The sequence below is a fragment of the Brevundimonas sp. genome (assembly GCF_035998205.1).
GTDB lineage: Bacteria > Pseudomonadota > Alphaproteobacteria > Caulobacterales > Caulobacteraceae > Brevundimonas.
On sequence record NZ_DASYHT010000006.1, the window covers coordinates 1 to 19,747 of the forward strand.

General features: G+C 71.3%; 21 protein-coding genes. 15 read left to right on the forward strand and 6 right to left on the reverse strand.

Annotated elements, in window-relative coordinates:
* Positions 1-148 precede the first annotated feature (148 nt).
* On the reverse strand, positions 149-631 hold the full coding sequence (locus VGN74_RS10040; RefSeq protein WP_327447741.1) for a Fur family transcriptional regulator: 483 nt from the start codon (positions 629-631) through the stop codon (positions 149-151).
* 100 nt (positions 632-731) lie between these two features.
* Here VGN74_RS10040 and VGN74_RS10045 point away from each other — a divergent pair, with 100 nt between their 5' ends.
* The 4 genes from VGN74_RS10045 to VGN74_RS10060 all read left to right on the forward strand — a co-directional run bounded on the left by VGN74_RS10045 (position 732) and on the right by VGN74_RS10060 (position 4,936).
* Complete coding sequence (locus tag VGN74_RS10045) at positions 732-2,798, forward strand: TonB-dependent receptor (RefSeq protein ID WP_327447743.1); 2,067 nt, start codon at positions 732-734, stop codon at positions 2,796-2,798.
* A 146-nt stretch (positions 2,799-2,944) separates the two neighbouring features.
* Positions 2,945-3,742: a SapC family protein gene (locus VGN74_RS10050; RefSeq protein ID WP_327447745.1), complete on the forward strand. Its 798-nt coding sequence runs from the start codon at positions 2,945-2,947 to the stop codon at positions 3,740-3,742.
* 288 nt (positions 3,743-4,030) lie between these two features.
* A complete protein-coding gene (locus VGN74_RS10055) occupies positions 4,031-4,306 on the forward strand; it encodes a hypothetical protein (protein ID WP_327447747.1) in 276 nt (91 codons plus the stop codon).
* A 189-nt stretch (positions 4,307-4,495) separates the two neighbouring features.
* On the forward strand, positions 4,496-4,936 hold the full coding sequence (locus VGN74_RS10060; RefSeq protein WP_327447749.1) for a hypothetical protein: 441 nt from the start codon (positions 4,496-4,498) through the stop codon (positions 4,934-4,936).
* Positions 4,937-4,955: 19 nt separating this feature from the next.
* On the opposite strand, the gene VGN74_RS10065 is transcribed toward VGN74_RS10060, so the two are convergent.
* Together VGN74_RS10065 and VGN74_RS10070 are read right to left on the reverse strand one after the other, a co-directional pair.
* Positions 4,956-5,402, reverse strand: coding sequence for an acyl dehydratase (locus VGN74_RS10065; RefSeq protein ID WP_327447751.1), 447 nt, complete (start codon positions 5,400-5,402; stop codon positions 4,956-4,958).
* A complete protein-coding gene (locus tag VGN74_RS10070; protein WP_327447753.1) occupies positions 5,402-6,424 on the reverse strand; it encodes an NADP-dependent oxidoreductase in 1,023 nt (340 codons plus the stop codon). Before VGN74_RS10070 ends, VGN74_RS10065 begins: the two co-directional genes overlap by 1 nt.
* A gap of 310 nt (positions 6,425-6,734) precedes the next feature.
* Here VGN74_RS10070 and VGN74_RS10075 point away from each other — a divergent pair, with 310 nt between their 5' ends.
* Positions 6,735-7,109: a hypothetical protein gene (locus VGN74_RS10075; RefSeq protein WP_327447755.1), complete on the forward strand. Its 375-nt coding sequence runs from the start codon at positions 6,735-6,737 to the stop codon at positions 7,107-7,109.
* A gap of 38 nt (positions 7,110-7,147) precedes the next feature.
* Here the strand turns inward: VGN74_RS10075 and VGN74_RS10080 are convergent, their stop codons facing one another.
* Complete coding sequence (locus VGN74_RS10080; protein ID WP_327447757.1) at positions 7,148-7,942, reverse strand: response regulator; 795 nt, start codon at positions 7,940-7,942, stop codon at positions 7,148-7,150.
* Between the two features lie 204 nt (positions 7,943-8,146).
* Between VGN74_RS10080 and VGN74_RS10085 the strand changes: the two genes are divergently transcribed.
* From VGN74_RS10085 to VGN74_RS10110, 6 genes are all read left to right on the forward strand, one after another.
* Positions 8,147-8,392, forward strand: coding sequence for a NepR family anti-sigma factor (locus VGN74_RS10085; protein WP_327447759.1), 246 nt, complete (start codon positions 8,147-8,149; stop codon positions 8,390-8,392).
* Entirely contained in the window at positions 8,389-8,985 is a 597-nt protein-coding gene (locus VGN74_RS10090; protein ID WP_327447761.1) for a sigma-70 family RNA polymerase sigma factor, read from the forward strand. The genes VGN74_RS10085 and VGN74_RS10090 overlap by 4 nt, the downstream gene beginning before the upstream one ends.
* 1 nt (position 8,986) lies before the next feature.
* A complete protein-coding gene (locus tag VGN74_RS10095) occupies positions 8,987-10,798 on the forward strand; it encodes a sensor histidine kinase (protein WP_327447764.1) in 1,812 nt (603 codons plus the stop codon).
* A gap of 154 nt (positions 10,799-10,952) precedes the next feature.
* A complete protein-coding gene (locus VGN74_RS10100; protein ID WP_327447766.1) occupies positions 10,953-11,090 on the forward strand; it encodes an entericidin A/B family lipoprotein in 138 nt (45 codons plus the stop codon).
* A gap of 117 nt (positions 11,091-11,207) precedes the next feature.
* On the forward strand, positions 11,208-12,863 hold the full coding sequence (locus VGN74_RS10105) for an MFS transporter (protein ID WP_327447768.1): 1,656 nt from the start codon (positions 11,208-11,210) through the stop codon (positions 12,861-12,863).
* Positions 12,864-12,902: 39 nt separating this feature from the next.
* Entirely contained in the window at positions 12,903-14,351 is a 1,449-nt protein-coding gene (locus tag VGN74_RS10110) for an NAD-dependent succinate-semialdehyde dehydrogenase (RefSeq protein WP_327447770.1), read from the forward strand.
* A 13-nt stretch (positions 14,352-14,364) separates the two neighbouring features.
* Here VGN74_RS10110 and VGN74_RS10115 read toward each other — a convergent pair whose 3' ends face one another.
* Positions 14,365-14,769, reverse strand: a complete 405-nt coding sequence (locus VGN74_RS10115) for a hypothetical protein (protein WP_327447772.1) — start codon at positions 14,767-14,769, stop codon at positions 14,365-14,367.
* Between the two features lie 101 nt (positions 14,770-14,870).
* Positions 14,871-15,347 (reverse strand): Lrp/AsnC family transcriptional regulator, encoded by a 477-nt coding sequence (locus VGN74_RS10120; protein WP_327447774.1) that lies wholly within the window; start codon positions 15,345-15,347, stop codon positions 14,871-14,873.
* Positions 15,348-15,465: 118 nt separating this feature from the next.
* On the opposite strand from VGN74_RS10120, the gene ald reads away from it, so the two are divergent.
* From ald to VGN74_RS10140, 4 genes are all read left to right on the forward strand, one after another.
* Positions 15,466-16,584 (forward strand): alanine dehydrogenase, encoded by a 1,119-nt coding sequence (gene ald / locus VGN74_RS10125; protein WP_327447776.1) that lies wholly within the window; start codon positions 15,466-15,468, stop codon positions 16,582-16,584.
* An 89-nt stretch (positions 16,585-16,673) separates the two neighbouring features.
* Positions 16,674-17,552 (forward strand): UTP--glucose-1-phosphate uridylyltransferase, encoded by an 879-nt coding sequence (locus VGN74_RS10130; RefSeq protein ID WP_327447778.1) that lies wholly within the window; start codon positions 16,674-16,676, stop codon positions 17,550-17,552.
* Positions 17,553-17,639: 87 nt separating this feature from the next.
* Positions 17,640-18,860 (forward strand): NAD-dependent epimerase/dehydratase family protein, encoded by a 1,221-nt coding sequence (locus tag VGN74_RS10135; RefSeq protein ID WP_327447780.1) that lies wholly within the window; start codon positions 17,640-17,642, stop codon positions 18,858-18,860.
* The gene (locus VGN74_RS10140; protein ID WP_327447782.1) at positions 18,861-19,733 is read left to right on the forward strand and encodes an SDR family NAD(P)-dependent oxidoreductase; all 873 of its coding nucleotides are present in this window, start codon (positions 18,861-18,863) and stop codon (positions 19,731-19,733) included.
* Positions 19,734-19,747: the final 14 nt, after the last annotated feature.

The window sequence follows — 19,747 nt, forward strand, 5'->3', positions numbered from 1 at the left end:
AGCTCGAGCGCCGTCATCACGCCGTCGGGCTCACGCTCCGGCAGCGGGATCTCGAGGCGGCGGGGCGGGGTCAGCCGGGCGGCGTCCATGAGGGACACCTAGGCGCTCGGGCGGCGGGGCGCCAGTCGTCGCGGGGTCGCGCCCCGCCTCACCCCTCGCGGCAGGCGGCGCAGCGGCCGTGGGCCTCGACGGTGACGCGGTCGACGACATAGCCCAGGGCGGCGGCGGCGTCGGACAGGCCGGCGCCCGCGGGGGCCTCCAGCTCGCGCGCCTCGCCGCAGCAGTCGCAGATCAGGAAGGCGGCGGCGTGGGCGCGGGACGCGTGGTCGCAGGCGACATAGGCCGACAGGGAGGCGATGCGGTGGGCGAGGCCGCGCCGCTCCAGAAAGTCGAGGGCGCGGTAGACCGTCGGCGGCTTGGCGGCCTGGCCGTCGGGGCCATAGCGGCCGATCAGGTCATAGGCCTTCACCGGCTCGCCGGCGCGCAGCAGCAGCTCCAGCACCCGCCGGCGCGGCTCGGTCATGCGCTCGCCGTCGGCGCGGCAGGCGCGCTCGGCCGCCTCCAGCGCCTCGGCCAGGGCCCCGGCCGACAGGCCGGCGTGGGCATGGGGGTGTCCGCAGCTGTCCGCCATGCCCTTCAGCTAATCGTCTTCGGCCTGTGTCGCAACGGCGCTTGACCGGGCGCGACGTTATCTCATAACGACACACGCCCCAGTTTCCGGAGACCTCCCCATGCGCTCTCTCGTGTCGACCGCCACCCTGATGCTCGCCGCCGGCCTCGCCGGGACCGCCGCCGCCCAGGACCCGGGCCGGGTCACGACGGTGGAGGAGATCGTGGTCACCGCGGCGCCCTATGGCGTCAGCGCCGACGCCACCACCATCGCCGTCGACGTGCTGGACCAGGAGGCGCTGCTGAGCGCGCCGGCCGGGGGTCTGGGCGATGTGCTCAACGGCCTGCCGGGCGTGCGCTCGACCAGCTTCGCCGCGGGCGCCAGCCGGCCGGTGATCCGCGGCCTCGCCGGCCCGCGGGTGCAGGTGCTGGCCAACGGACTCGGCCTGGTCGACGCCTCGGCCCTGTCGCCGGACCACCAGGTGGCGGCCGATCCGGGCGAGGCGACCCGCATCGAGGTGCTGCGCGGGCCGCAGACCCTGGCCTTCGGCGGTTCGGCCATCGGCGGGGTGGTCAATGTCATCGACGGCCGCATCGCCGAGACGGCGCCGGAGGGCGGCATCGACGGCCGTTTCGCCGCCCAGTCCTCGAGCGTCGATGACGGCTTCAGCGTCGGCGGGGCGGTCAGCTTCGCCGCCGGCCCTCTGGTCTTCACCCTCGATGGGCTGCGCCGCGAGGCCGAGGACTATGACATCCCCGCGCCGGCCGAGTCGCGCCGCCAGCTGGAGGCCGAGGGCGAGGAATTCGAGGACACCGGCGAGACCACGTTGGAGAACAGCTTCGTCAACCTCGACGCCTGGGGCGCGGGCGTGTCCTACATCGGCGGCTGGGGCTTCGTCGGCCTGTCGGTCAAGCGCACCGAGACGGACTACGGCGTCCCGGGCCATGCGCACCATCACGAGGACGAGGATCACGACGAGGACCATGACGAGGATCATGGCGACGAGGATCACGACCACGAGGAGGAAGAGGTCGTCACCATCGGCCTCGAGCAGACCCGCTACGACCTGCGCGGCGCCTATGACTTCGCCGGCGGCCCGCTGGCCCAGGTGCGCTTCTCGGCCGGCTACGCCGACTACACCCACACCGAGTTCGAGGGCGACGAGGTCGGGACGGTCTTTTCCTCTCAAGGCTATGAGGGCCGGGTCGAGTTCGTGCAGCGTCGCCGCGACGGCTGGGACGGCGCGTTCGGCGTCCAGGCCCTGAGCCGCGAGCTCGACGCCGTCGGCGACGAGGCCTATGTGCCGCGCACCGACGTCACCGAGTACGGCGCCTTCGTGCTGCAGCGGCTGGACCGCGGCGGCTGGGGTCTGGAAGGCGGGCTGCGGATCGACACCCGCGACCTCGACAGCGTCGCCGGGTCGGAATCCTTCACCAACGTCTCGGGCTCGCTGGGCGTGTTCGCCAAGCCGACCGAGTCCCTGTTCGTCGGCGCCTCGATCTCGCGCAACGGCCGCGCCCCGACCGAGGCGGAGCTGTTCGCCGAGGGGCCGCACATCGCCACCCGCGCCTACGAGATCGGCGACGCCGGCCTCGACAGCGAGGAGGTGACCTCGCTGGAGGCGGCGCTGCACTATGACGACGGCGGCCTGCTGGAGGCCGACCTGCACCTGTTCCACGCCAGCTACGACGGCTTCATCGACCTGCGCCCGACCGGCGACGAGGAGGATGAGCTGCCGGTGTTCGCCTATGTGCAGACCGACGCCGAGTTCTACGGCCTCGAGGCCGAGGCGCGGGTCACGGCCTGGTCGCGCGGCGCGGACCGGGTGGTGCTGAGCGGCGGCTACGACATTGTGCGCGGCTCGACCGACCTGGGCGCCGCCTCGCGTATCCCGCCCTTCGCCCTGAGCGCCGGGGTCGAGGCTACCGTCGGGGCGTTTCTGGGCCGGGTGAAGGCGCGCCGCGTGGGCTCGCAGTCGCGGGTGGCCGAGTTCGAGCTGCCGACCGCCGCCTACACCCGCTACGACGCCTTCCTCGGCTGGCGTCCTGCGGCCCTGCCGGGCGTGACGGTCTATGTCGAGGGCCAGAACCTCGGCGACGCCGAGATCCGCGAGCACGCCTCGTTCCTGAAGGACCTGGCCCCGGCCCCGGGCCGCAATGTGCGGGTCGGCATGTCCTTCATCTTCTGAGGCGACCGGCTGAACCAGGCGGGGTCCCGACTCATCTTCCGGGCGGCGTTTCGCCCTGAAACCTCGGGCCCCGCGCGAGCGACGTTTGCGGGGGGGCGGCGGTTCCGCTAAGACGCCGCCCTCTCCTTCCATCCAGCGAAGTCCCGATGACCGACACGACCATCTCGCCGAACGCCCAGCTGACCGGCAACGTCCTGTTCTACCGGCAGCCGGAGCCGCTCAGCCCGGAGATGCACGGCAACCTCGGCGTCAACCCGGCCGACAAGCCCTGGGCCTTCCTGTCGGGCACCCACGTGGTGCCGCTGACCGTCACCGAGTTCGCCGCTGCGGCGCTGAACTACCCGGTCATCTTCGTCGGCGACCAGAAGCAGCCGGCGGTGGTCATGGGCCTGCGCCAGGGCGACAACCTGTTCGTCGACGCCCAGGGCGACCTGCGTCCCGACGCCTACATCCCGGCCTTCGCCCGCCGCTATCCGTTCGTCTACGCCAATGACGAGGCGCAGAACCGCCTGATCCTGTGCGTCGATCGCGCCGCGCCGTTCGTGGCCGAGGGCGGCGCCATGCCGTTCTTCGAGAACGGCCAGCCGAGCGCCTACACCCAGCAGGCGCTGGAGTTCTGCAACAGCTTCGAGCAGGAGCGCGCGCGCACCGAGGGCTTCGTCAAGCTGCTGACCGACCTCGACCTGTTCGAGACCAAGGAAGCCCGCTTCATCCCGCGCAACCCGGACGGCACCGCCGGCGAGCCGCAGCGCATCGCCGAATACCTGGCTGTGTCCGAGGACAAGCTGCGCGCCCTGTCGCCGGAAAAGCTGGCCGAGCTGCGCGACAATGGCGCCCTGGGCCAGATCTACGCCCACCTGGTGTCGCTGCTCGGCTGGGATCGCCTGATCGCCATGACCTTCCAGCGCGCCGCGCAACAGGCCCCGCAGGCCGGCAACGCCTGAGGGTGAGGCCGGGGGCGGCGCGCCGCCCCGGACCGGTCACTCCACGATTGAAACGGCCGCGCCGGACCCCGTCCTGCGCGGCCGTTCTGCGTTCAGCGCCGGGCGAAGAGGGGGCCGGCATCGGGGGCTTGCCTTCATCGCGATGCGTCCATCCAGGAGTCCACGGGGGCTGGACGGCTGCGTGACGTCTGGCACTTCGCCCCGGAGCCGTTTTGGCTCTCCCCTTGGCTGGGAGCGTGGCGCAAAATGGGGTGGGAGAACCACGTCCGGATCGGGAGCCAGGCGAGCATGGCGGCTGTAATCTTGCCAATCACGGCAATTGCTTTGTGCGTTTACGCGATGGCCGGTCACATCGTCATTCTTGAACGCCGCGCCAAAGCGGAGTCCATGCCAGCGCAGCTGGTGAGGATGATGGGCATTGAGTTCATTCCGTTTCTCTTTTTGCGGAAGCGATATCCAGGACGCATGGCGGACTCGATGAGAATCTCGTTTGTCGTGGGCCTGATTGTGTTCGCCTACGTGGTGTTTAGAGCGGTGCTGAGTGATGTTATTCCCCACTCGTGAATTCTGAGAGCCGGACCTCGTGCGCGCATACTAGGTGGCCCGCTTCATCCTCTTAGCGTTGCAAGTGGAGACTTGCGCCCTCGGGGCGGCCGTTCTGCGTTCAGCGCCGGGAGAGTAGGGGGCCGGTTCGGTTCGCCTGGTCAGTCCCGCTAGCGGGGTCATCGACGCAAGCCTATAGGTGTCCCAGACATGTCTTTGCACGTCACAAGGTCATCGTTGCTTGTCGGATCGATGGGATCGGCGGCCCTGAGCGGCGCCTTCTACTATCTTGCCGCCTTCTCGCCGGTGAACGTGGCCGTGTTCGCTGCGCTCGCAACTCTCGGGGCTGCACTCGTCGGTTCGACAAGCCACTTCAGGCTGTTGCAGGAGGTGGACAAGGCGTGGGCTGCTCTGCCTCCTCTTCCGGAAGTGCGACGTATCAACAGATACTTCGTATTATTTCTCATCTTGACTTTGGTTAGCGTGCCCTTGGCTATGCTCGGCTATGTATTTGAACAGCATAGCATGGCTCGAACTACGACCAGATTCGCCGGGTCGGGCCTTCTGGTTGCCTGCATGGTTTTCGGGACGTTGAACCGGCTGCATCAGTTCGCCGTATTGCGCCGCTTCAGGCCTGACATTTGCCGGTAGGTCTGGCCGGCCGACGCCCTCAGCGCCGGGCGAAGAGGGTGCGGGTGAGGCAGGAGAAGACGAGGCGGCCGGCCTCGTCGAGCAGGTCGTGCTGGGCGATGATGATGCCCTTCTCGTCGCCGACCGGGTCCTTGCCCATCACCGTCATGCGGCCGCGCAGCAGCTCGCCGGGCGGCGGGTTGCGCGAGAAGCGGACGGCGTCGACGGCGAGGGTCTTGGTGCGGGCCCAGCCGCGGGCCCGCTCGGCGGCGAGCCCGGCCCACAGGGCGTAGACCATGGCCTCCGGCGCGCCGGTCTCGATCTCGTGGCCGGGGGCGAAGCGCTCGACGAACAGGGCCAGGGCGGCGGCGTCGACGGCGACGACGCCGAGGGCGGAGACCTGACCCACCTCCCAGTCCTCGAAGTGCACCAGCAGGGGCTCGGACGGGGTCCAGGGCTCCGGGGCGCCGGGGGGCGGGTCGATCATCAGGCGGCGGGCTCCTCGGACACCTTCACCAGCAGCTTGCCGTCATGGTCGCCGGTGAACAAGCGATTCAGCGAGCCGACCGCGCCTTCGAGGCCGTCGTCGACGTGGACCTTCCACTTGACCCGGCCGTCGGCCAGCCAGGGGCCCATCTCCTGCACCATCTCGCGGGCCCGGGCGGCGTAGTCCATGACGAGGAAGCCGCGTACGTTGAGCCGGTGGGTGATGATGCGGGCGAAGTTGGGCGACGGCGGCGCCTTGGTGGCGTTGTAGGCCGAGATCAGGCCGCAGACGGCGATCTTGCCGAACACGTTCATGCGGTTCCAGACCGCAATCATGATGTCGCCGCCGACGTTCTCGAAGTTGAGGTCGATGCCGTCCGGGGCCAGCCGGTCGAGCGCCGCGCCGACGTCTTCGGCCTTGTAGTCGACGGCCGCGTCGAAGCCGAGCTCGTCGGTCAGCCAGCGACACTTCTTCTCGCCCCCGGCGATGCCGATGACGCGCGCGCCCTTCTGTTTGGCGATCTGGCCGGCGATCGAGCCGACCGCCCCGGCGGCGGCGGACACGACCATGGTCTGGCCGGGCTTCGGGTCGAGCACGTCGGTGACCCCGGCCCAGGCGGTCAGGCCGGTCATGCCCAGCACGCTGAGGTTGGCGGTCAGGGGCAGGCCCGGGAAGCGGTGCACCGGCCGCAGCCCGTCCTCGGGCACGACCGCGTATTCGGCCCAGCCGCCGGACAGGGGGGTGACCACGTCGCCCGGCTTGAAGCGCGACCCGCGGCTCTCCTCGACCACGCCCAGGGTCAGGCCGCGCATGACGCCGCCCAGCGGCACCGGCGGCAGGTAGCCCTCGGCGTCGTTCATCCAGGTGCGGTTGGTCGGGTCGAGCGACAGATAGATGGTGCGGACCAGCGCCTCGCCCTCGGCCAGGTCGGGGATCGGGGCCTCGACCAGCTCGAGGTCGGCGTCGGTGACGAGGCCGCGGGGCCGCTGGCGCAGCACCCACTGGCGGTTCATGCGAGCCATGGGATGGTCCTCCTCAAGTCCTTATTGTGAACTTACCAATGCCGCGCCGCGCGGCGGCTGTCGAGCGGGACCGGTCGACAGAAAGACGGGCGGGCCCGCGAAGGACCCGCCCGAAGTCGCATCATCGAGAATGAGGCGCGGAGGCGACGGACCGGCGGAACCGGTCCTCGTCGGGGGGGGCGTGCCGCCTCCGCCCCTGCAGTACGCGCCAGCGCCCGGCAGGTTCCCGGTCGGGACGAAGCGCCGCCGTCCGGAACGGGGGCCCTTCGCCGGACGTTGACCCGGGGACTTCCACATAAAGGACCGCCCCGTGACCCATCAGGATCCGCACCATCGCGTCGCCGACGCCGTTCATGAAGGCCGGCCGGTCGAGGCGCAGTACGTGCGTCAGGGGCGCAACGGCCGGCGGATCCTGTGGGTGCTGCTGGGCGGCCTGGCGCTGGTCAGCCTCGCCTTCGCCGTCCTGTGGCTGACCACCAGTCCGGTGCTGGAAGACGCCACGGCGGAGCGCCCGGCGGTCGAGGCGGCGGCCGCGGCGGAATTCCAGGGTCCGGAGAACCGCATCGCCGTTCCCGCCGCCGACGCGCCGACCACGCCGGAGGGGGAGCCGACGTCGCCGCCGACCGGCCAGGCCCCGAACGTCAACGCCCCGACGGTCAACACGGGTGCGCCCCCCGCGCCCTGAGGCGGGGGAGGCGCCGCCACGGGGACTCAGGCCGCCTCTCAGGCCGCCTCGCGCGTCCGGGCCGGGTGGAAGAACAGGGCCTGGCTGATCGCCGCCTTCACCGTCTCGGGCTGGAACGGCTTGGTGATCAGGAAGGTCGGCTCGGGCCGCTCCCCGGTCAGCAGGCGCTCGGGGAAGGCGGTGATGAAGATGACCGGCACGTCGATGCTGCCGAGGATGTCCTTGACCGCGTCGATGCCCGAGGAGCCATCGGCCAGCTGGATATCCGCCAGGACCAGGCCGGGCCGGTGGCGGGCGACCTCGGCGACGGCCTCGTCACGGGTGGTGGCGTTGGCGGTCACGGTGTGACCCAGCTCGCGCACGAGATGCTCGATGTCGGCGGCGATGATCGGCTCGTCCTCGATGATCAGGACGTCGGTGGCCAGTTCGGCGTCGATGTCGGCCTGGGCCTGGGCGATCAGGGTCTCCACATCGGCCGGGCCGGCGTCGAGGATCTGGGCGGCCTCGGAGGGGGTGAACCCTTCCAGCGCCGTCAGCAGGAAGGCCTGACGCGAGCGCGGGGCCATGCGCATCAGCCGGGCCGTCGGGTCGCCGCCGGCGTCGGCCGCGGGCTCGCTCTCGAGCTGCGCCCCGGTGGAGGACCAGATGGCGTGGAACACGTGGTAGAGCGCCACCCGCGGCGTCATCGCCGGCGGCAGCTGGCGCTCGCCGGCGGCGAGGGCCTCGAGGGCGACGCGGACATAGTTGTCGCCGGTGGCCTGGTCGCCGGTCAGGGCGCGGGCGTAGCGGCGCACATAGGGCAGATGCGGCGCGAGTCTGGCCAGAAGGCTCATGGATCTGTGGTCCCCGACATGATCGTTCGCGGCGCGCCAAGGACGACGCGCCGTGTTGGCCTGAACGCCGCCCGAGCCGGCGGGTTCCGTCAAGAGTTGTCGCCGTCGTATCAGAAAGCCTATTTTTGGACTGTGCACGGAACCGGGCGGTTCGACCTGCGTTCTGGAGCCCATACGTCGGACACTGGTGGCGGGCCGCCCTGAATGAATGACTCTCCCAAGACGCCGCGACCCCGGTCGGCGGCCCAGTCGGCTTCGGCCCAATCGGCCTCGGCCAAATCGGCGTCGTCCAGTGCGGACGAGGCGCGCCTGCGGCAGCAGGCCATCGGCGTGCGCCTCCGGCACATGTTCGAGGAAGTGGTCAACGAGCCGGTGCCTGACGAATTCCTCGAGATCCTGCGGCGCGGCGACAAGGCCGGACCGGGCGGCGGGTCGGGGACGGGCGCGTGAGCGCGCCGAAACCGCCGTCGGCGGATGATGCGGCTTTCCGCGACCAGCTCGTCACGCTGATCCCGCACCTCCGCGCCTTCGCCCGCACCCTGACCGGCGACGCCACCGCGGCGGACGACCTGGCCCAGGACGCGATGATGAAGGCCTGGGATGCGCGCGCAAGCTACCAGATGGGCACCAACATGAAGGCCTGGACCTTCATGATCCTGCGTAACCAGTTCTACTCGGACAAGCGCCGCTCGTGGCGCCAGACCCAGCTCGACCAGGAGGCCGCCGAGCGGACCCTGGTGGCGGTCGACGACCCGGAGGCGCCGGTCGCCCTGGACGAACTGCGGCTGGCGCTGGCCACCCTGCCCGAGGAGCAGCGCGAGGCGCTGGTGCTCGTGGGCGCCGGCGGCTTCGCCTATGAGGAGGCGGCGGCCATCTGCAACTGCGCCGTCGGCACGGTGAAGAGCCGCGTCAGCCGGGCCCGCCGGGCCCTGGCCGCGGTGCTGGAGCAGGGCGCCTACGCCCGCGACGGGCGCGCCGCCGGGGAGGCGATGGGCAGTATCCTCGCCGACGCCGACCGGCTCAGCGGAGCCCGGCAGGGCTGAGATGGCGCGCCCCGGACGGCGCGCTGGCCCCGGCAGGGCCGCTCCGCGACACAGCGGACGCCGCTTCGCCGGCATCCGCTTCCGGCTGGGCGTCGCCCTGGCCGCGGCCCTGGCGCCGATCCTGCTGCTGGGCGCCTTCCAGGCGGCCTCCGACTTCGAGCTGCAGGCCGAGCAGCGGCGCGACGCCCTGCGCCTCGCCGTCGAGCGGTCGGCGGCGACCAGCCGGGCCCGGCTGGACGGTGCGGTGGTGCTGCTGGAGACGCTGCGGCCGGACGCGCTCGGCGATTATTGCACCCCGCGGCTGGCGGCCCTGGCCGATCGCCTGACCGGCTATGAGCAGGTGCTGCGGGTGCGCGCTGACGGCGCGATCGGCTGCGGCCTCGACGATGGGACGACAGCGCCGACCGTAGTCGATCAGGCCTGGTTCGCGCGGCTCCGCGACGGGGCCGAGGTGGTGACCCTGCGCGCGCCGGCGACCCTGAACGCGGATCCGGCCATGGTGGTCGGGGTGCGCGCGACGCGGCCTCTGGGCGGCTTCGACGGCGCGCTGGCGGCGGTCATCGCGCTGGACGCCCTGCGCCCCGACGTGTCCGATCCGGCCCTGCCCGCGGGGGCCGAGGCGGCCCTGACCGACGCCGCGGGTCAGGTGCTGGTGGCCACCCGCCCGGAGCCCTTCCGCCTGCGCGGCGAGGCGCTGGGACCGCGGCTCGGCCAGCTGCACGGCCGCGAGGTGTTCGCCGCCCGCGACGTCTCCGGCGATCAACGCATCTACGCCGCCGCGCCGGTGATCGGCGGCGACGTCTTCATCGTCCTGTCGGCCTCCAATCCGGGGCCGCTGTCCTGGGCCCGGCTCAATCCGATGAGCGCGGTGGTGCTGCCGTTGCTGGCGTGGCTGGCGGCCTTCGGGGCGACCATGTGGGTCAGCGAGCGGCTGGTGGTGCGCTGGCTGGCCTATCTGGAGCGGGTGGCGGCCATCTATGCGCGCGGCCGGTTCAAGGTGCGGCCGGTGCAGATCGGCGAGGCGCCGCTGGAGATCCGCGCGCTGGGCGAGGCCCTGAGCGACATGGCCGACGGCATCGACCGGCGCGACCGCTCGCTGACGGACTCGCTGGCCGAGAAGGACGCCCTGCTCCGCGAGGTGCACCACCGGGTCAAGAACAACCTGCAGATCATCTCCTCGCTGCTGTCGATGCAGCAGCGGGCCCTGGAGGATCCGGCGGCCAAGGCGGCCCTGGCGGATACGCGCCAGCGCATCTCGGCCCTCGCCCTGATCTATCGCACCCTCTACCAGAGCAACGACATCCGCCAGGCGGACCTGCGCGAGTTCCTGACCGATCTGGTCGGCCAGCTGATCGCCTCGGAGAGCGGCCGCGGGCCGGTGGTGACGAGCCTCGTCGAGGCGGACTCCCTCGTCGCCGATCCGGACAAGCTGGCCCCCCTGGCCCTGTGGCTGGTGGAGGCGGTGAGCAACGCCCAGAAGCACGCCTTCGCCGGCCGCGGCGGCCGTCTGGAGGTGCGTTTCCGGGTGCTGGGGCCGACCAGCGTGCTGGAAGTGCGCGACGACGGGCCGGGCGCGCCGGTGGACCGGCTGACGCCGGGGGTGGGCTCCACCCTGATGCAGGCCTTCGCCCGACAGCTGCGGGGCGAGATGACCCTCGAGGCGCCCGAGGGCGGCGGGGTGCTGGCGCGGCTGGTGTTTCCGACGCCCGAGGCGCTGCGGCCGATCGATCCGCGCGACCTCGCCGGCCCCGGACCGAAATCCGAGCCGGAGCTGGACGCCGTCAAACCCGGCTCAGATTTCGGTCCAGCTTAAACCGGGAGCCTGATTCACGGCATCGATGGACTCGCGAGGCGATTCCATCTCAACCGATCAGGCTCAGCCGGGGGAACCCCCGCCGAAGCCTGACGTTCTGGCCGGGTCGGGATTTCCGGCGGCCGCCTCCGGTCGCCTGTCACAGGAGCAGACCATGCGCAGGATCTTTGTTTTCGCCGCCGCCGCCGCCGCCCTCGCCGTGGCCGCCTGCAACACCGTCGCCGGGGTCGGCGAGGATGTGGAGGCCGCCGGCCAGGCGACCACCGAGGCGGCCCGCGAAGCCCAGAACTAAGGGCCTTTCGGGGGCGCGCGTCCCCGGGAGGAAGACAGGCCCCGCCGGTTCGCCGGCGGGGCTTTTCCGTGCCGCCGCCGCCGTCTAGGGTCCCCGCAAAGCCGGGGGGAATGGCGCATGGGCAAGACGGACCGGGCCGAGGGGCCGGGGCAGCGGACGGTCGTGGGGGCCTCGGCCGCCGGCACCGCCTTCGAGTGGTACGACTTCTTCATCTTCGGGTCGCTGACGACCATCATCGCCCGGCATTTCTACGCCGATGTGGGCGAGGCCACGAGCTACATCCTGGCGCTGCTGACCTTCGGCGTGGGCTTCGTCGTGCGGCCGCTGGGGGCGCTGGTGTTCGGCTGGTTCGGCGACCGCACCGGGCGCAAGACCACCTTCCTGGTGACCATCACCCTGATGGGGGTGGCGACCGTCGCCATCGGCTTCCTGCCCGACTATGACCAGATCGGCATCCTCGCGCCGATCCTGCTGATCTTCCTGAGAATCCTTCAGGGCTTCGCCCTCGGCGGCGAGTACGGCGGGGCGGTCATCTACGTCGCCGAGCATGCCCCCGATCGCAAGCGCGGCTATCTGACCGGCTGGATCCAGACCACGGCGGCGCTGGGCCTGATCGGGGCGCTGAGCGTGATCCTGATCACCCGCTGGATCGTCGGGGTCGAGGCCTTCGACGAATGGGGCTGGCGCATCCCCTTCCTGCTGTCGGCCTTCCTGCTGGCCATCTCCCTGTGGATCCGGCTGAAGCTCAACGAGAGCCCGGCCTACAAGCGGATGGAGGCCGAGGGCGGCGAGCGGCGCGCGCCCTACAGGGAGTCGTTCCTGACCTGGCGCAACGGCCGCTTCGTGCTGCTGGCCCTGTTCGGCATCATGATCGCCCAGGGCGCGGTCTGGTACTGCGGCTACTTCTACACGCGCTTCTTCATGGAGCGGGTGCTGAAGGTCGAGGTGGCCACGGTCGACAAGCTGGTGCTGGCGGTGACGGTGGCCTCGGCGGGGCTCTACGTCTTCTTCGGCTGGCTGTCGGACAAGGTGGGGCGCAAGCCGGTCATGCTGGGCGGCATGCTGCTGGCGCTGGTGGCCTTCTTCCCCGGCTTCAACGCCCTGACCCGGGCCGCCAACCCCGATCTGGCCGAGGCCCAGGCGCGGGCCCCGGTGGTGGTGGTGGCCGACCCGGCCACCTGCGCCGTGCAGTTCGACCCGGTCGGCAAGACCGCCTTCGCCAGTTCCTGCGACATCGCCAAGAGCGTCCTGTCCAACGCCGGGGTGTCCTACAGCAACGAAACCGCCGCGGCCGGGACGGTGGCGCGGGTGCGCGTCGGTCTGGTCGAGGTGGCCTCGATCGAGGGCGAGGGGCTGGACCGGGAAGCGCTGGCGGCGGCGCGGGCCCAGGTGCAGGGGCGCATCCAGACGGCGCTGGCGGCGGCCGGCTATCCGGACCGGGCCGACCCGGCCGAGGTCGATCTGGTGCAGGTGTTCCTGATCCTGATGGTGTTCATCGTCGCCGCCACGGCGCTGTATGGCCCGCAGGCGGCGGCGCTGGTGGAGCTGTTCCCGACGCGCATCCGCTACACGGCGATGAGCCTGCCGTACAACGTCGGTACCGGCTGGGTCGGGGGGCTGCTGCCCGCCGCCAGTTTCGCCCTCGTGGCGGCGTCGGGGAACATCTACTTCGGCCTGTGGTACGCGGTCGGCTTCACCGCCGTGGCCCTGATCGTCAGTCTGATCTGGCTGCCGGAGACGCGCGGCCGGGATCTGAACAACATCCAGACCTGAGGCGTTGGTCTCGACGTCCCCCCTTCCCAAGGAGCGCCCATGACCTCGCCCCGCGACGCCGGCCTGAAGCTGATCCGCGAGCACGCCCTGATCGACGGGGCGGCGGTGACCGGCGACCGCTGGATCGACGTCGATGATCCGGCGACCGGCGAGATCGTCGGGCGCGTGCCGGATCTGGGCGAGGCCGAGACCCGGCGGGCCATTGACGCCGCCGTGCGCGACTTCCCGGCCTGGGCGGCGGAGAGCCCGCACCGCCGCGCCGCCATCCTGCGCGACTGGGCCCGGCTGGTGGACGAGCAGACCGAGGCGCTGGGCGCCCTGATGGCCATCGAGAACGGCAAGCCGTTCGAGGAGGCCAAGGGCGAGGTGGCCTACGCCAACGGCTTCCTCAAGTGGTTCGCCGGCGAGGCCGAGCGGCTGATCGGCGAGACCCAGGCCAGCCCGCTGGGCCACACCCTGCTGACCTTCCGTCAGGCGGTCGGGCCCTGCGCCCTGATCACCCCCTGGAACTTCCCGGCGGCCATGCTGACGCGCAAGCTGGGGCCGGCCTTCGCGGCGGGCTGCACGGCGGTGGTCAAACCGGCGAGCCAGACGCCCTTCACCGCCCTCGCCCTGGCCGAGCTGGCGTACAGGGCCGGCGTGCCGTCCGGGGCCCTGAGCGTCGTCACCGGCGATGCGGCCACCATCGGCGGCGTGCTGACCGACGCGCCGGAGATCCGCAAGCTCAGCTTCACCGGCTCGACCCCGGTCGGCCGCAAGCTGATGGAACAGTGCGCCCCGACCCTGAAGCGGCTGTCGATGGAGCTGGGCGGCGCCGCGCCGCTGATCGTCTTCGCCGATGCGGACCTCGATCACGCGGCGGAGGAGACGCTGAAGGGCAAGTTCAGGAACGCCGGCCAGACCTGCGTCTGCCCCAACCGGGTCTATGTCGAGGCGTCGGTCGCCGACGACTTCGCCCGCATCCTCGCCGGCAAGGTGGCGCAGCTGAAGGTCGGGCCGGCCTTCGACGACGGGGTCAGGGTCGGGCCGCTGATCGAGGCGAAGGGGCTGGACAAGGTCGAGCGGCATCTGGCGCACGTCCAGGCCACCGGCGGGCGCGTGCTGACCGGCGGGGCCCGGCACGCCGCCGGCGAGCGCTTCTTCCAGCCGACGGTGACCTTCGGCGGGGACGAGGCCCTGTTCCGCGAGGAGGAGACCTTCGGCCCGCTGATCCCGGTCTTCGCCTTCGCCGACGAGGCCGAGGCGATCCGGCTGGCCAACGGCTCGGAGTTCGGGCTGGCGTCCTACCTGTTCACCCGCGACCTCGACCGCGCCCTGCGCGTCGGCCGGGCCATCGAGGCGGGCATGTGCGGGATCAACACCGGCCTGATGTCGACGCCGGTCGCTCCCTTCGGCGGGGTCAAGTCGTCCGGCTACGGCCGCGAGGGCTCGATCCACGGCATCGACGAGTATGTGGAGATCCGGACGCTGACGCTGGCGCTGGGGTAGGGCCCGCCTGGCCTCAGGCCTTCTTCAGGCTGCGGCAGAATGCGAGGAGCTCATCGACGCAGAGGCTCTCGCCCTCGAACCAGAACGTCGTCAGGGCCTCGTGGTTGAGCGCCACCCAGGCGAGGGCCTGCGGGGCGATCCGGGCCAGATCGCGCTCGTCGAGGCTGCTGGCCAGAACGCTCGGGTTCGGTCCGATGGAGAGGGAGGCGCCGGGCTGATCACGGCCCTTCTTCAGATAGACCTTCACCCGTGGTCCCCGATCGCCCATGGCGGTGGTGATGGTGATGACCCCGGGAACGCCGGTCATGGCCTCGTCGAGGTTGGCCATCTCGAAGACGTCCTCCTCCCCCAGCGCGCGCAGCTCCTCGTCGAGCGTGGGCGCGCGGTCGGTCCGGACGGCGGTCTCGTGAACGCTCATGGCCCGCCATTCTACCACAGACAGCCCCGGATCGCGCCCGGCGGAACGGTGGGCCCCCGGGACAAGCCCGGGGGTGACGATCATCTGAAATCAGGACGCCCCTACACCGGCAGCGCCGCGCGCTTGACCACGGTGCGCATGGCCACGGAGGAGGAGACGCGGTTGACGCCGGGCAGGCGGGTCAGGGCCTTGGCGTGCAGGCGCTCGAGGTCGTCGACGTCGCGCACCACCAGCCGCAGCAGATAGTCCGAGCCGCCGGTCATCAGATAGCACTCCATGACTTCCGGCACGGCGGCGACGGCCTGTTCGAAGGCGGTCAGGGCGGCCTCGGCCTGGGAGGCGAGGGTGACGGTGACGAAGACGCTGATCGGCAGGCCGACCGCGCGCTCGGCGATCACCGCGGCGTAGCGGGCGATGACGCCGGAGGCCTCCAGCGCCTTGAGCCGGCGCAGGCAGGCGCTCTCGGACAGGGCGACCTGACGGGCCAGGTCGGCGTTGGTCATGCGCCCGTCGGCCTGCAGCAGGCGCAGGATGCGGCGGTCGACGGCGTCCAGCTCGACGGCGGAAACGGTCTTCATCGGGCGCTCCGTTCGCAGATTCTGCGAAGATAGCGGCGAGCGGCCGCTGAAAGAAGCACGAACCTGCGTTCGCTGCGGGCGTATCCTGCGCCCAAACAGAACAGCCAGGGAGGACGCCATGCGCGTCGGCGTACCGAAGGAAATCAAGACCAACGAGCACCGCGTCGGCCTGACCCCGACGGCCGTGCGCGAATATGTGGCGCGCGGCCACGAGGTGACGGTCGAGACCGGGGCCGGCCTCGGCGCCGGCTTCACCGACGAGGCCTTCGTCAAGGCGGGCGCGAGCCTCGCCCCCGACGCCGCCACGGTGTTCGCCGGGGCCCAGATGATCGTCAAGGTGAAGGAGCCGCAGCCGAGCGAGTGGGTGCGGCTGCGCGAGGACCAGATCCTGTTCACCTATCTGCATCTCGCGCCCGATCCGGAGCAGACGAAGGGGCTGATGGCCTCGGGCTGCGCCGCCGTGGCCTATGAGACGGTGACCGATGCGCGCGGCGGCCTGCCGCTGCTGGCGCCCATGTCCGAGGTGGCCGGGCGCATCGCCGTGTTCTCGGCGGCCGAGACGCTGCTGAAGCACAACGGCGGCATGGGCCTGCTGTTCTGCGGCGTGCCGGGCGTGGCGCCGGCCCGGGTGCTGGTGCTGGGCGGCGGCGTGGTCGGCATGAACTCGGCGCGCATGGCCATGGGGCTGGGCGCCGAGGTGGTGGTGCTGGAGCGCTCGATCCCGCGCATGCGCGAGATTGACGAGCTGACCGGCGGCCGGGTCATCACCCGCTATTCCTCGATCGGCGCGATCGAGGAGGAGCTGCTCAAGGCCGATGTGGTGATCGGCGCGGTGCTGGTGCCGGGGGCCGAGGCGCCCAAGCTGGTCAAGCGCGAGCACCTGAAGGCGATGAAGCCCGGCTCGGTGCTGGTCGATGTGGCCATCGACCAGGGCGGCTGTTTCGAGACCAGCCGGGCCACGACCCACGAGGACCCGACCTATGTGGTCGACGGGGTGGTGCACTACTGCGTCGCCAACATGCCCGGCGCCGCGCCGCGCACCAGCTCGGAGGCGCTGAACAACGCGACCCTGCCGTTCGGCCTGGCGCTGGCGGATCACGGGCTGGACGCCCTGAAGCGCGACCCGCACCTGGCGCGCGGCCTGAACGTCCTGAAGGGCCAGATCACCTATCCGGCGGTGGCCCAGGCGCTGGGGCTGGACTGGAGCGACCCGTTCGGCGTCTGGCCGCACGGCTGATCCCGGGTCGCTGATTTCCTGAAGGCGGGGGGCGACGGAACCGCAGCGCTTGCGTTAGGTTACGCGTCTCCCCGCTGTTCAGGATTGTCATGACCCAGTCGCCCCCCCGCGTCCGCAAGGCCGTGCTGCCGGTCGCCGGCCTCGGCACCCGCGTGCTGCCCGGCACCAAGACCACGCCGAAGGAACTGCTCAACGTCGTCGACCGGCCGATCCTCAGCTACATCGTGGCCGAGGCGCGCGAGGCGGGCATCGAGCACATCGTCTTCGTCACGGGCCGCTTCAAACAGGCGATCGAGGACTATTTCGACCACCAGGTCGAGCTGGAGGCCCAGCTCAAGGCCAAGGGCAAGACCGACATCCTCGACCAGCTGACCGGCGAGCTGCCGGTCCCGGGCGAGATGAGCTTCACCCGCCAGATGTCGCCGCAGGGGCTGGGCCACGCCGTGTGGTGCGCCCGCGACATCGTCGGGCGCGAGCCCTTCGCCGTGCTGCTGCCGGACGTGATCGTCGACGGTGAGCCGGGCGCGCTGAAGCAGCTGCTGGACGCCTATGGCGAGACCGGCGGCAATGTCATCGGCGTCGAGGCGGTGCCGCAGGACCAGACCCACAAGTACGGCATCGTCGACCCGGAGAGCCGCGACGGCGCCCGCATCCGCATGAAGGGCATGGTCGAGAAGCCGGCGCCGGGCACGGCCCCGTCGAACCTGTCGATCGCCGGCCGCTATGTGCTGCAGCCGGAGATCTTCGACCTGCTGGCCGACCAGGACCCGGGCGCCGGCGGGGAGATCCAGCTGACCGACGCCATGGCCCGGCTGATGGCGACCCAGCCCTTCACCGCGGTGGAATACGCCGGCGTGACCCACGACTGCGGCGACAAGATCGGCCTGCTGCGGGCCAATGTGGCTCTGGCCCTGAAGCGCCCGGACCTCGGCGCGGCGGCGCGCGAGGCGGTGGCGGCGCTGCTGTGACGCGGCCATGACCGGAGGAGACCGGGTTTCGCCGGTCTCCGCCTTCGGCTAGGCACAGGGGAACGACAAGGCGAGGAAACTGAAGACATGCGCGTGTTGATCCTGGGCGGCGACGGCTTCTGCGGCTGGCCCACGGCCCTGCACCTGTCGGCCCGCGGCTGGGACGTGACGATCGTCGACAACCTCAGCCGCCGGAACATCGACAACGAGCTGGAGGTTCAGTCCCTGACGCCGATCCGGCCGATGGGCGAGCGCATCGCCGCCTGGAAAGAGGTGTCCGGCCGGGACATCGGCTTCGTCAACATGACGGTGGGCAAGGAGTTCGACCGCTTGGTCGAGCTGATCCGCACCGAGCGCCCCGACAGCGTGGTCCACTTCGCCGAGCAGCGCGCCGCGCCCTATTCGATGAAGTCGGCCCGGCACAAGCTCTACACCGTCGACAACAATCTGAACGCCACCAACCACCTGCTGGCGGCGATCGTCGAGAGCGGGCTGGACGTGCACCTGGCCCACCTCGGGACCATGGGCGTCTACGGCTACACCACCGCCGGCCTGCGCATTCCCGAGGGCTATCTGAAGGTCACGGTCGACACCGACTTCGGCCCGGCCGAGCAGGAGATCCTGTTCCCGCCGAACCCGGGCTCGATCTACCACATGACCAAGACCCAGGACGCCCTGCTGTTCCAGTTCTACGCCAAGAACGACGGCCTCCGGATCACCGACCTGCACCAGGGCATCGTCTGGGGGGCGCAGACCGAGGAGACCCGCAAGGACGAGCGGCTGATCAACCGCTTCGACTATGACGGCGACTACGGCACGGTGCTGAACCGCTTCCTGATGCAGGCGGCGGTCGGCTATCCGCTGACCGTGCACGGCTCGGGCGGCCAGACGCGGGCCTTCATCCACATCCAGGACACGGTGCGCTGCGTCGAGCTGGCGCTGAAGAACCCGCCGAGGCGCGGCGAACGGGTCAAGATCCTCAACCAGATGACCGAGAGCCGGCGCGTGCGCGACCTGGCGCAGATGGTCGCCGACATGACCGGGGCGGAGGTCCACAACGTCCCCAACCCGCGTCAGGAAGCCGACGAGAACGAGCTGGTGGTAGCCAACGACCAGTTCCGCGACCTGGGCCTGAAGCCGATCACCCTGGCCGAGGGGCTGATGGCCGATGTGACCGAGATCGCCCGCCGCTACGCCCACCGGGCCGACCTGACCAAGGTGCCGTGCGTGTCGCACTGGAACGCCGCCCGCGCGGCCGCGGCGACCGACCCGGTGGCGGTGACCCCGGCGGCGCGCAAGGCGGGCTGAGTGGCCTCAGCCGGGCCGCTGCTGGTCTTCGGCGCCGGCTATCTGGGCCGGCGGGCGCTGGACGCCGCGCGCGCCCGCGGCCGGGCTGCGGCCGGCACCTCGCGCGATCCGCAGACGCGGGCGAGCCTCGAGGCCGCCGGGCACGCGGCGGTCGACCCGGCCGATCCGGCGGCGCTGCAGGCGGCGGTCGCCGGGGCCTCGGCCATCCTGATCACGGCGGCGCCGGACGCTGACGGCTGTCCCGGCCTCAGGGCGCTGGTCCCGGCCCTGGCGCAGGCGGGCGCCTATCCCGACTGGATCGGCTACATCTCCAGCACCGGGGTCTATGGCGACCGCGACGGCGGCTGGGCCTTCGAGGACGATCCGCTCAACGCCGCGGCGCTGGAGGGGGCGCGGCGGGTCGAGGCCGAGCGCGGCTGGCTGGACGCCGGCCGCGGCATGGGGCTGACGGTGCAGCTGTTCCGCCTGCCGGCCATCTATGGTCCCGGCCGCTCGCCGGTGGAGCGGCTGCGCGAGGGGACGGCGCGGCTGGTGAGGAAGCCGGGGCAGATCTTCAACCGCATCTACGTGGACGACGCCGTCGACGGCCTGTTCGCCTCCATGGCCCGGCCCAACCCCGGTCGCGCCTGGAATCTGGTCGACGACGCCCCGGCCCCGGCCGATGTGGTGCTGGAATGGACCGCGCGCCGGCTGGGCCTGCCCCTGCCGCCCGAGGTCGACTGGACCGACCCGTCGGTGTCCGAGGCCATGCGGCGCTTCTATCTGGACTCCAAGCGCGTCTCCAACGCCCGCGCCAAGGCCGAACTGGGCTGGCGCCCGGCGCACCCGACCTGGCGCGAGGGGGTGGAGGCGGTGATCCGGGCGGAGGGGTAGGCGGTAGTCGGTAG

Excerpts from the sequence above, each read along its gene's own strand:
- VGN74_RS10060 (WP_327447749.1), top strand. The coding sequence starts at position 4,496 with ATGTCTTTGCACGTCACAAGGTCATCGTTGCTTGTCGGATCGATGGGA.
- ald (WP_327447776.1), top strand. The coding sequence starts at position 15,466 with ATGCGCGTCGGCGTACCGAAGGAAATCAAGACCAACGAGCACCGCGTC.
- VGN74_RS10045 (WP_327447743.1), top strand. The coding sequence starts at position 732 with ATGCGCTCTCTCGTGTCGACCGCCACCCTGATGCTCGCCGCCGGCCTC.
- VGN74_RS10105 (WP_327447768.1), top strand. The coding sequence starts at position 11,208 with ATGGGCAAGACGGACCGGGCCGAGGGGCCGGGGCAGCGGACGGTCGTG.
- VGN74_RS10115 (WP_327447772.1), bottom strand. The coding sequence starts at position 14,769 with ATGAGCGTTCACGAGACCGCCGTCCGGACCGACCGCGCGCCCACGCTC.
- VGN74_RS10095 (WP_327447764.1), top strand. The coding sequence starts at position 8,987 with ATGGCGCGCCCCGGACGGCGCGCTGGCCCCGGCAGGGCCGCTCCGCGA.
- VGN74_RS10055 (WP_327447747.1), top strand. The coding sequence starts at position 4,031 with ATGGCGGCTGTAATCTTGCCAATCACGGCAATTGCTTTGTGCGTTTAC.
- VGN74_RS10040 (WP_327447741.1), bottom strand. The coding sequence starts at position 631 with ATGGCGGACAGCTGCGGACACCCCCATGCCCACGCCGGCCTGTCGGCC.
- VGN74_RS10130 (WP_327447778.1), top strand. The coding sequence starts at position 16,674 with ATGACCCAGTCGCCCCCCCGCGTCCGCAAGGCCGTGCTGCCGGTCGCC.
- VGN74_RS10135 (WP_327447780.1), top strand. The coding sequence starts at position 17,640 with ATGCGCGTGTTGATCCTGGGCGGCGACGGCTTCTGCGGCTGGCCCACG.
- VGN74_RS10110 (WP_327447770.1), top strand. The coding sequence starts at position 12,903 with ATGACCTCGCCCCGCGACGCCGGCCTGAAGCTGATCCGCGAGCACGCC.
- VGN74_RS10080 (WP_327447757.1), bottom strand. The coding sequence starts at position 7,942 with ATGAGCCTTCTGGCCAGACTCGCGCCGCATCTGCCCTATGTGCGCCGC.
- VGN74_RS10050 (WP_327447745.1), top strand. The coding sequence starts at position 2,945 with ATGACCGACACGACCATCTCGCCGAACGCCCAGCTGACCGGCAACGTC.
- VGN74_RS10100 (WP_327447766.1), top strand. The coding sequence starts at position 10,953 with ATGCGCAGGATCTTTGTTTTCGCCGCCGCCGCCGCCGCCCTCGCCGTG.
- VGN74_RS10065 (WP_327447751.1), bottom strand. The coding sequence starts at position 5,402 with ATGATCGACCCGCCCCCCGGCGCCCCGGAGCCCTGGACCCCGTCCGAG.
- VGN74_RS10120 (WP_327447774.1), bottom strand. The coding sequence starts at position 15,347 with ATGAAGACCGTTTCCGCCGTCGAGCTGGACGCCGTCGACCGCCGCATC.
- VGN74_RS10085 (WP_327447759.1), top strand. The coding sequence starts at position 8,147 with ATGAATGACTCTCCCAAGACGCCGCGACCCCGGTCGGCGGCCCAGTCG.
- VGN74_RS10070 (WP_327447753.1), bottom strand. The coding sequence starts at position 6,424 with ATGGCTCGCATGAACCGCCAGTGGGTGCTGCGCCAGCGGCCCCGCGGC.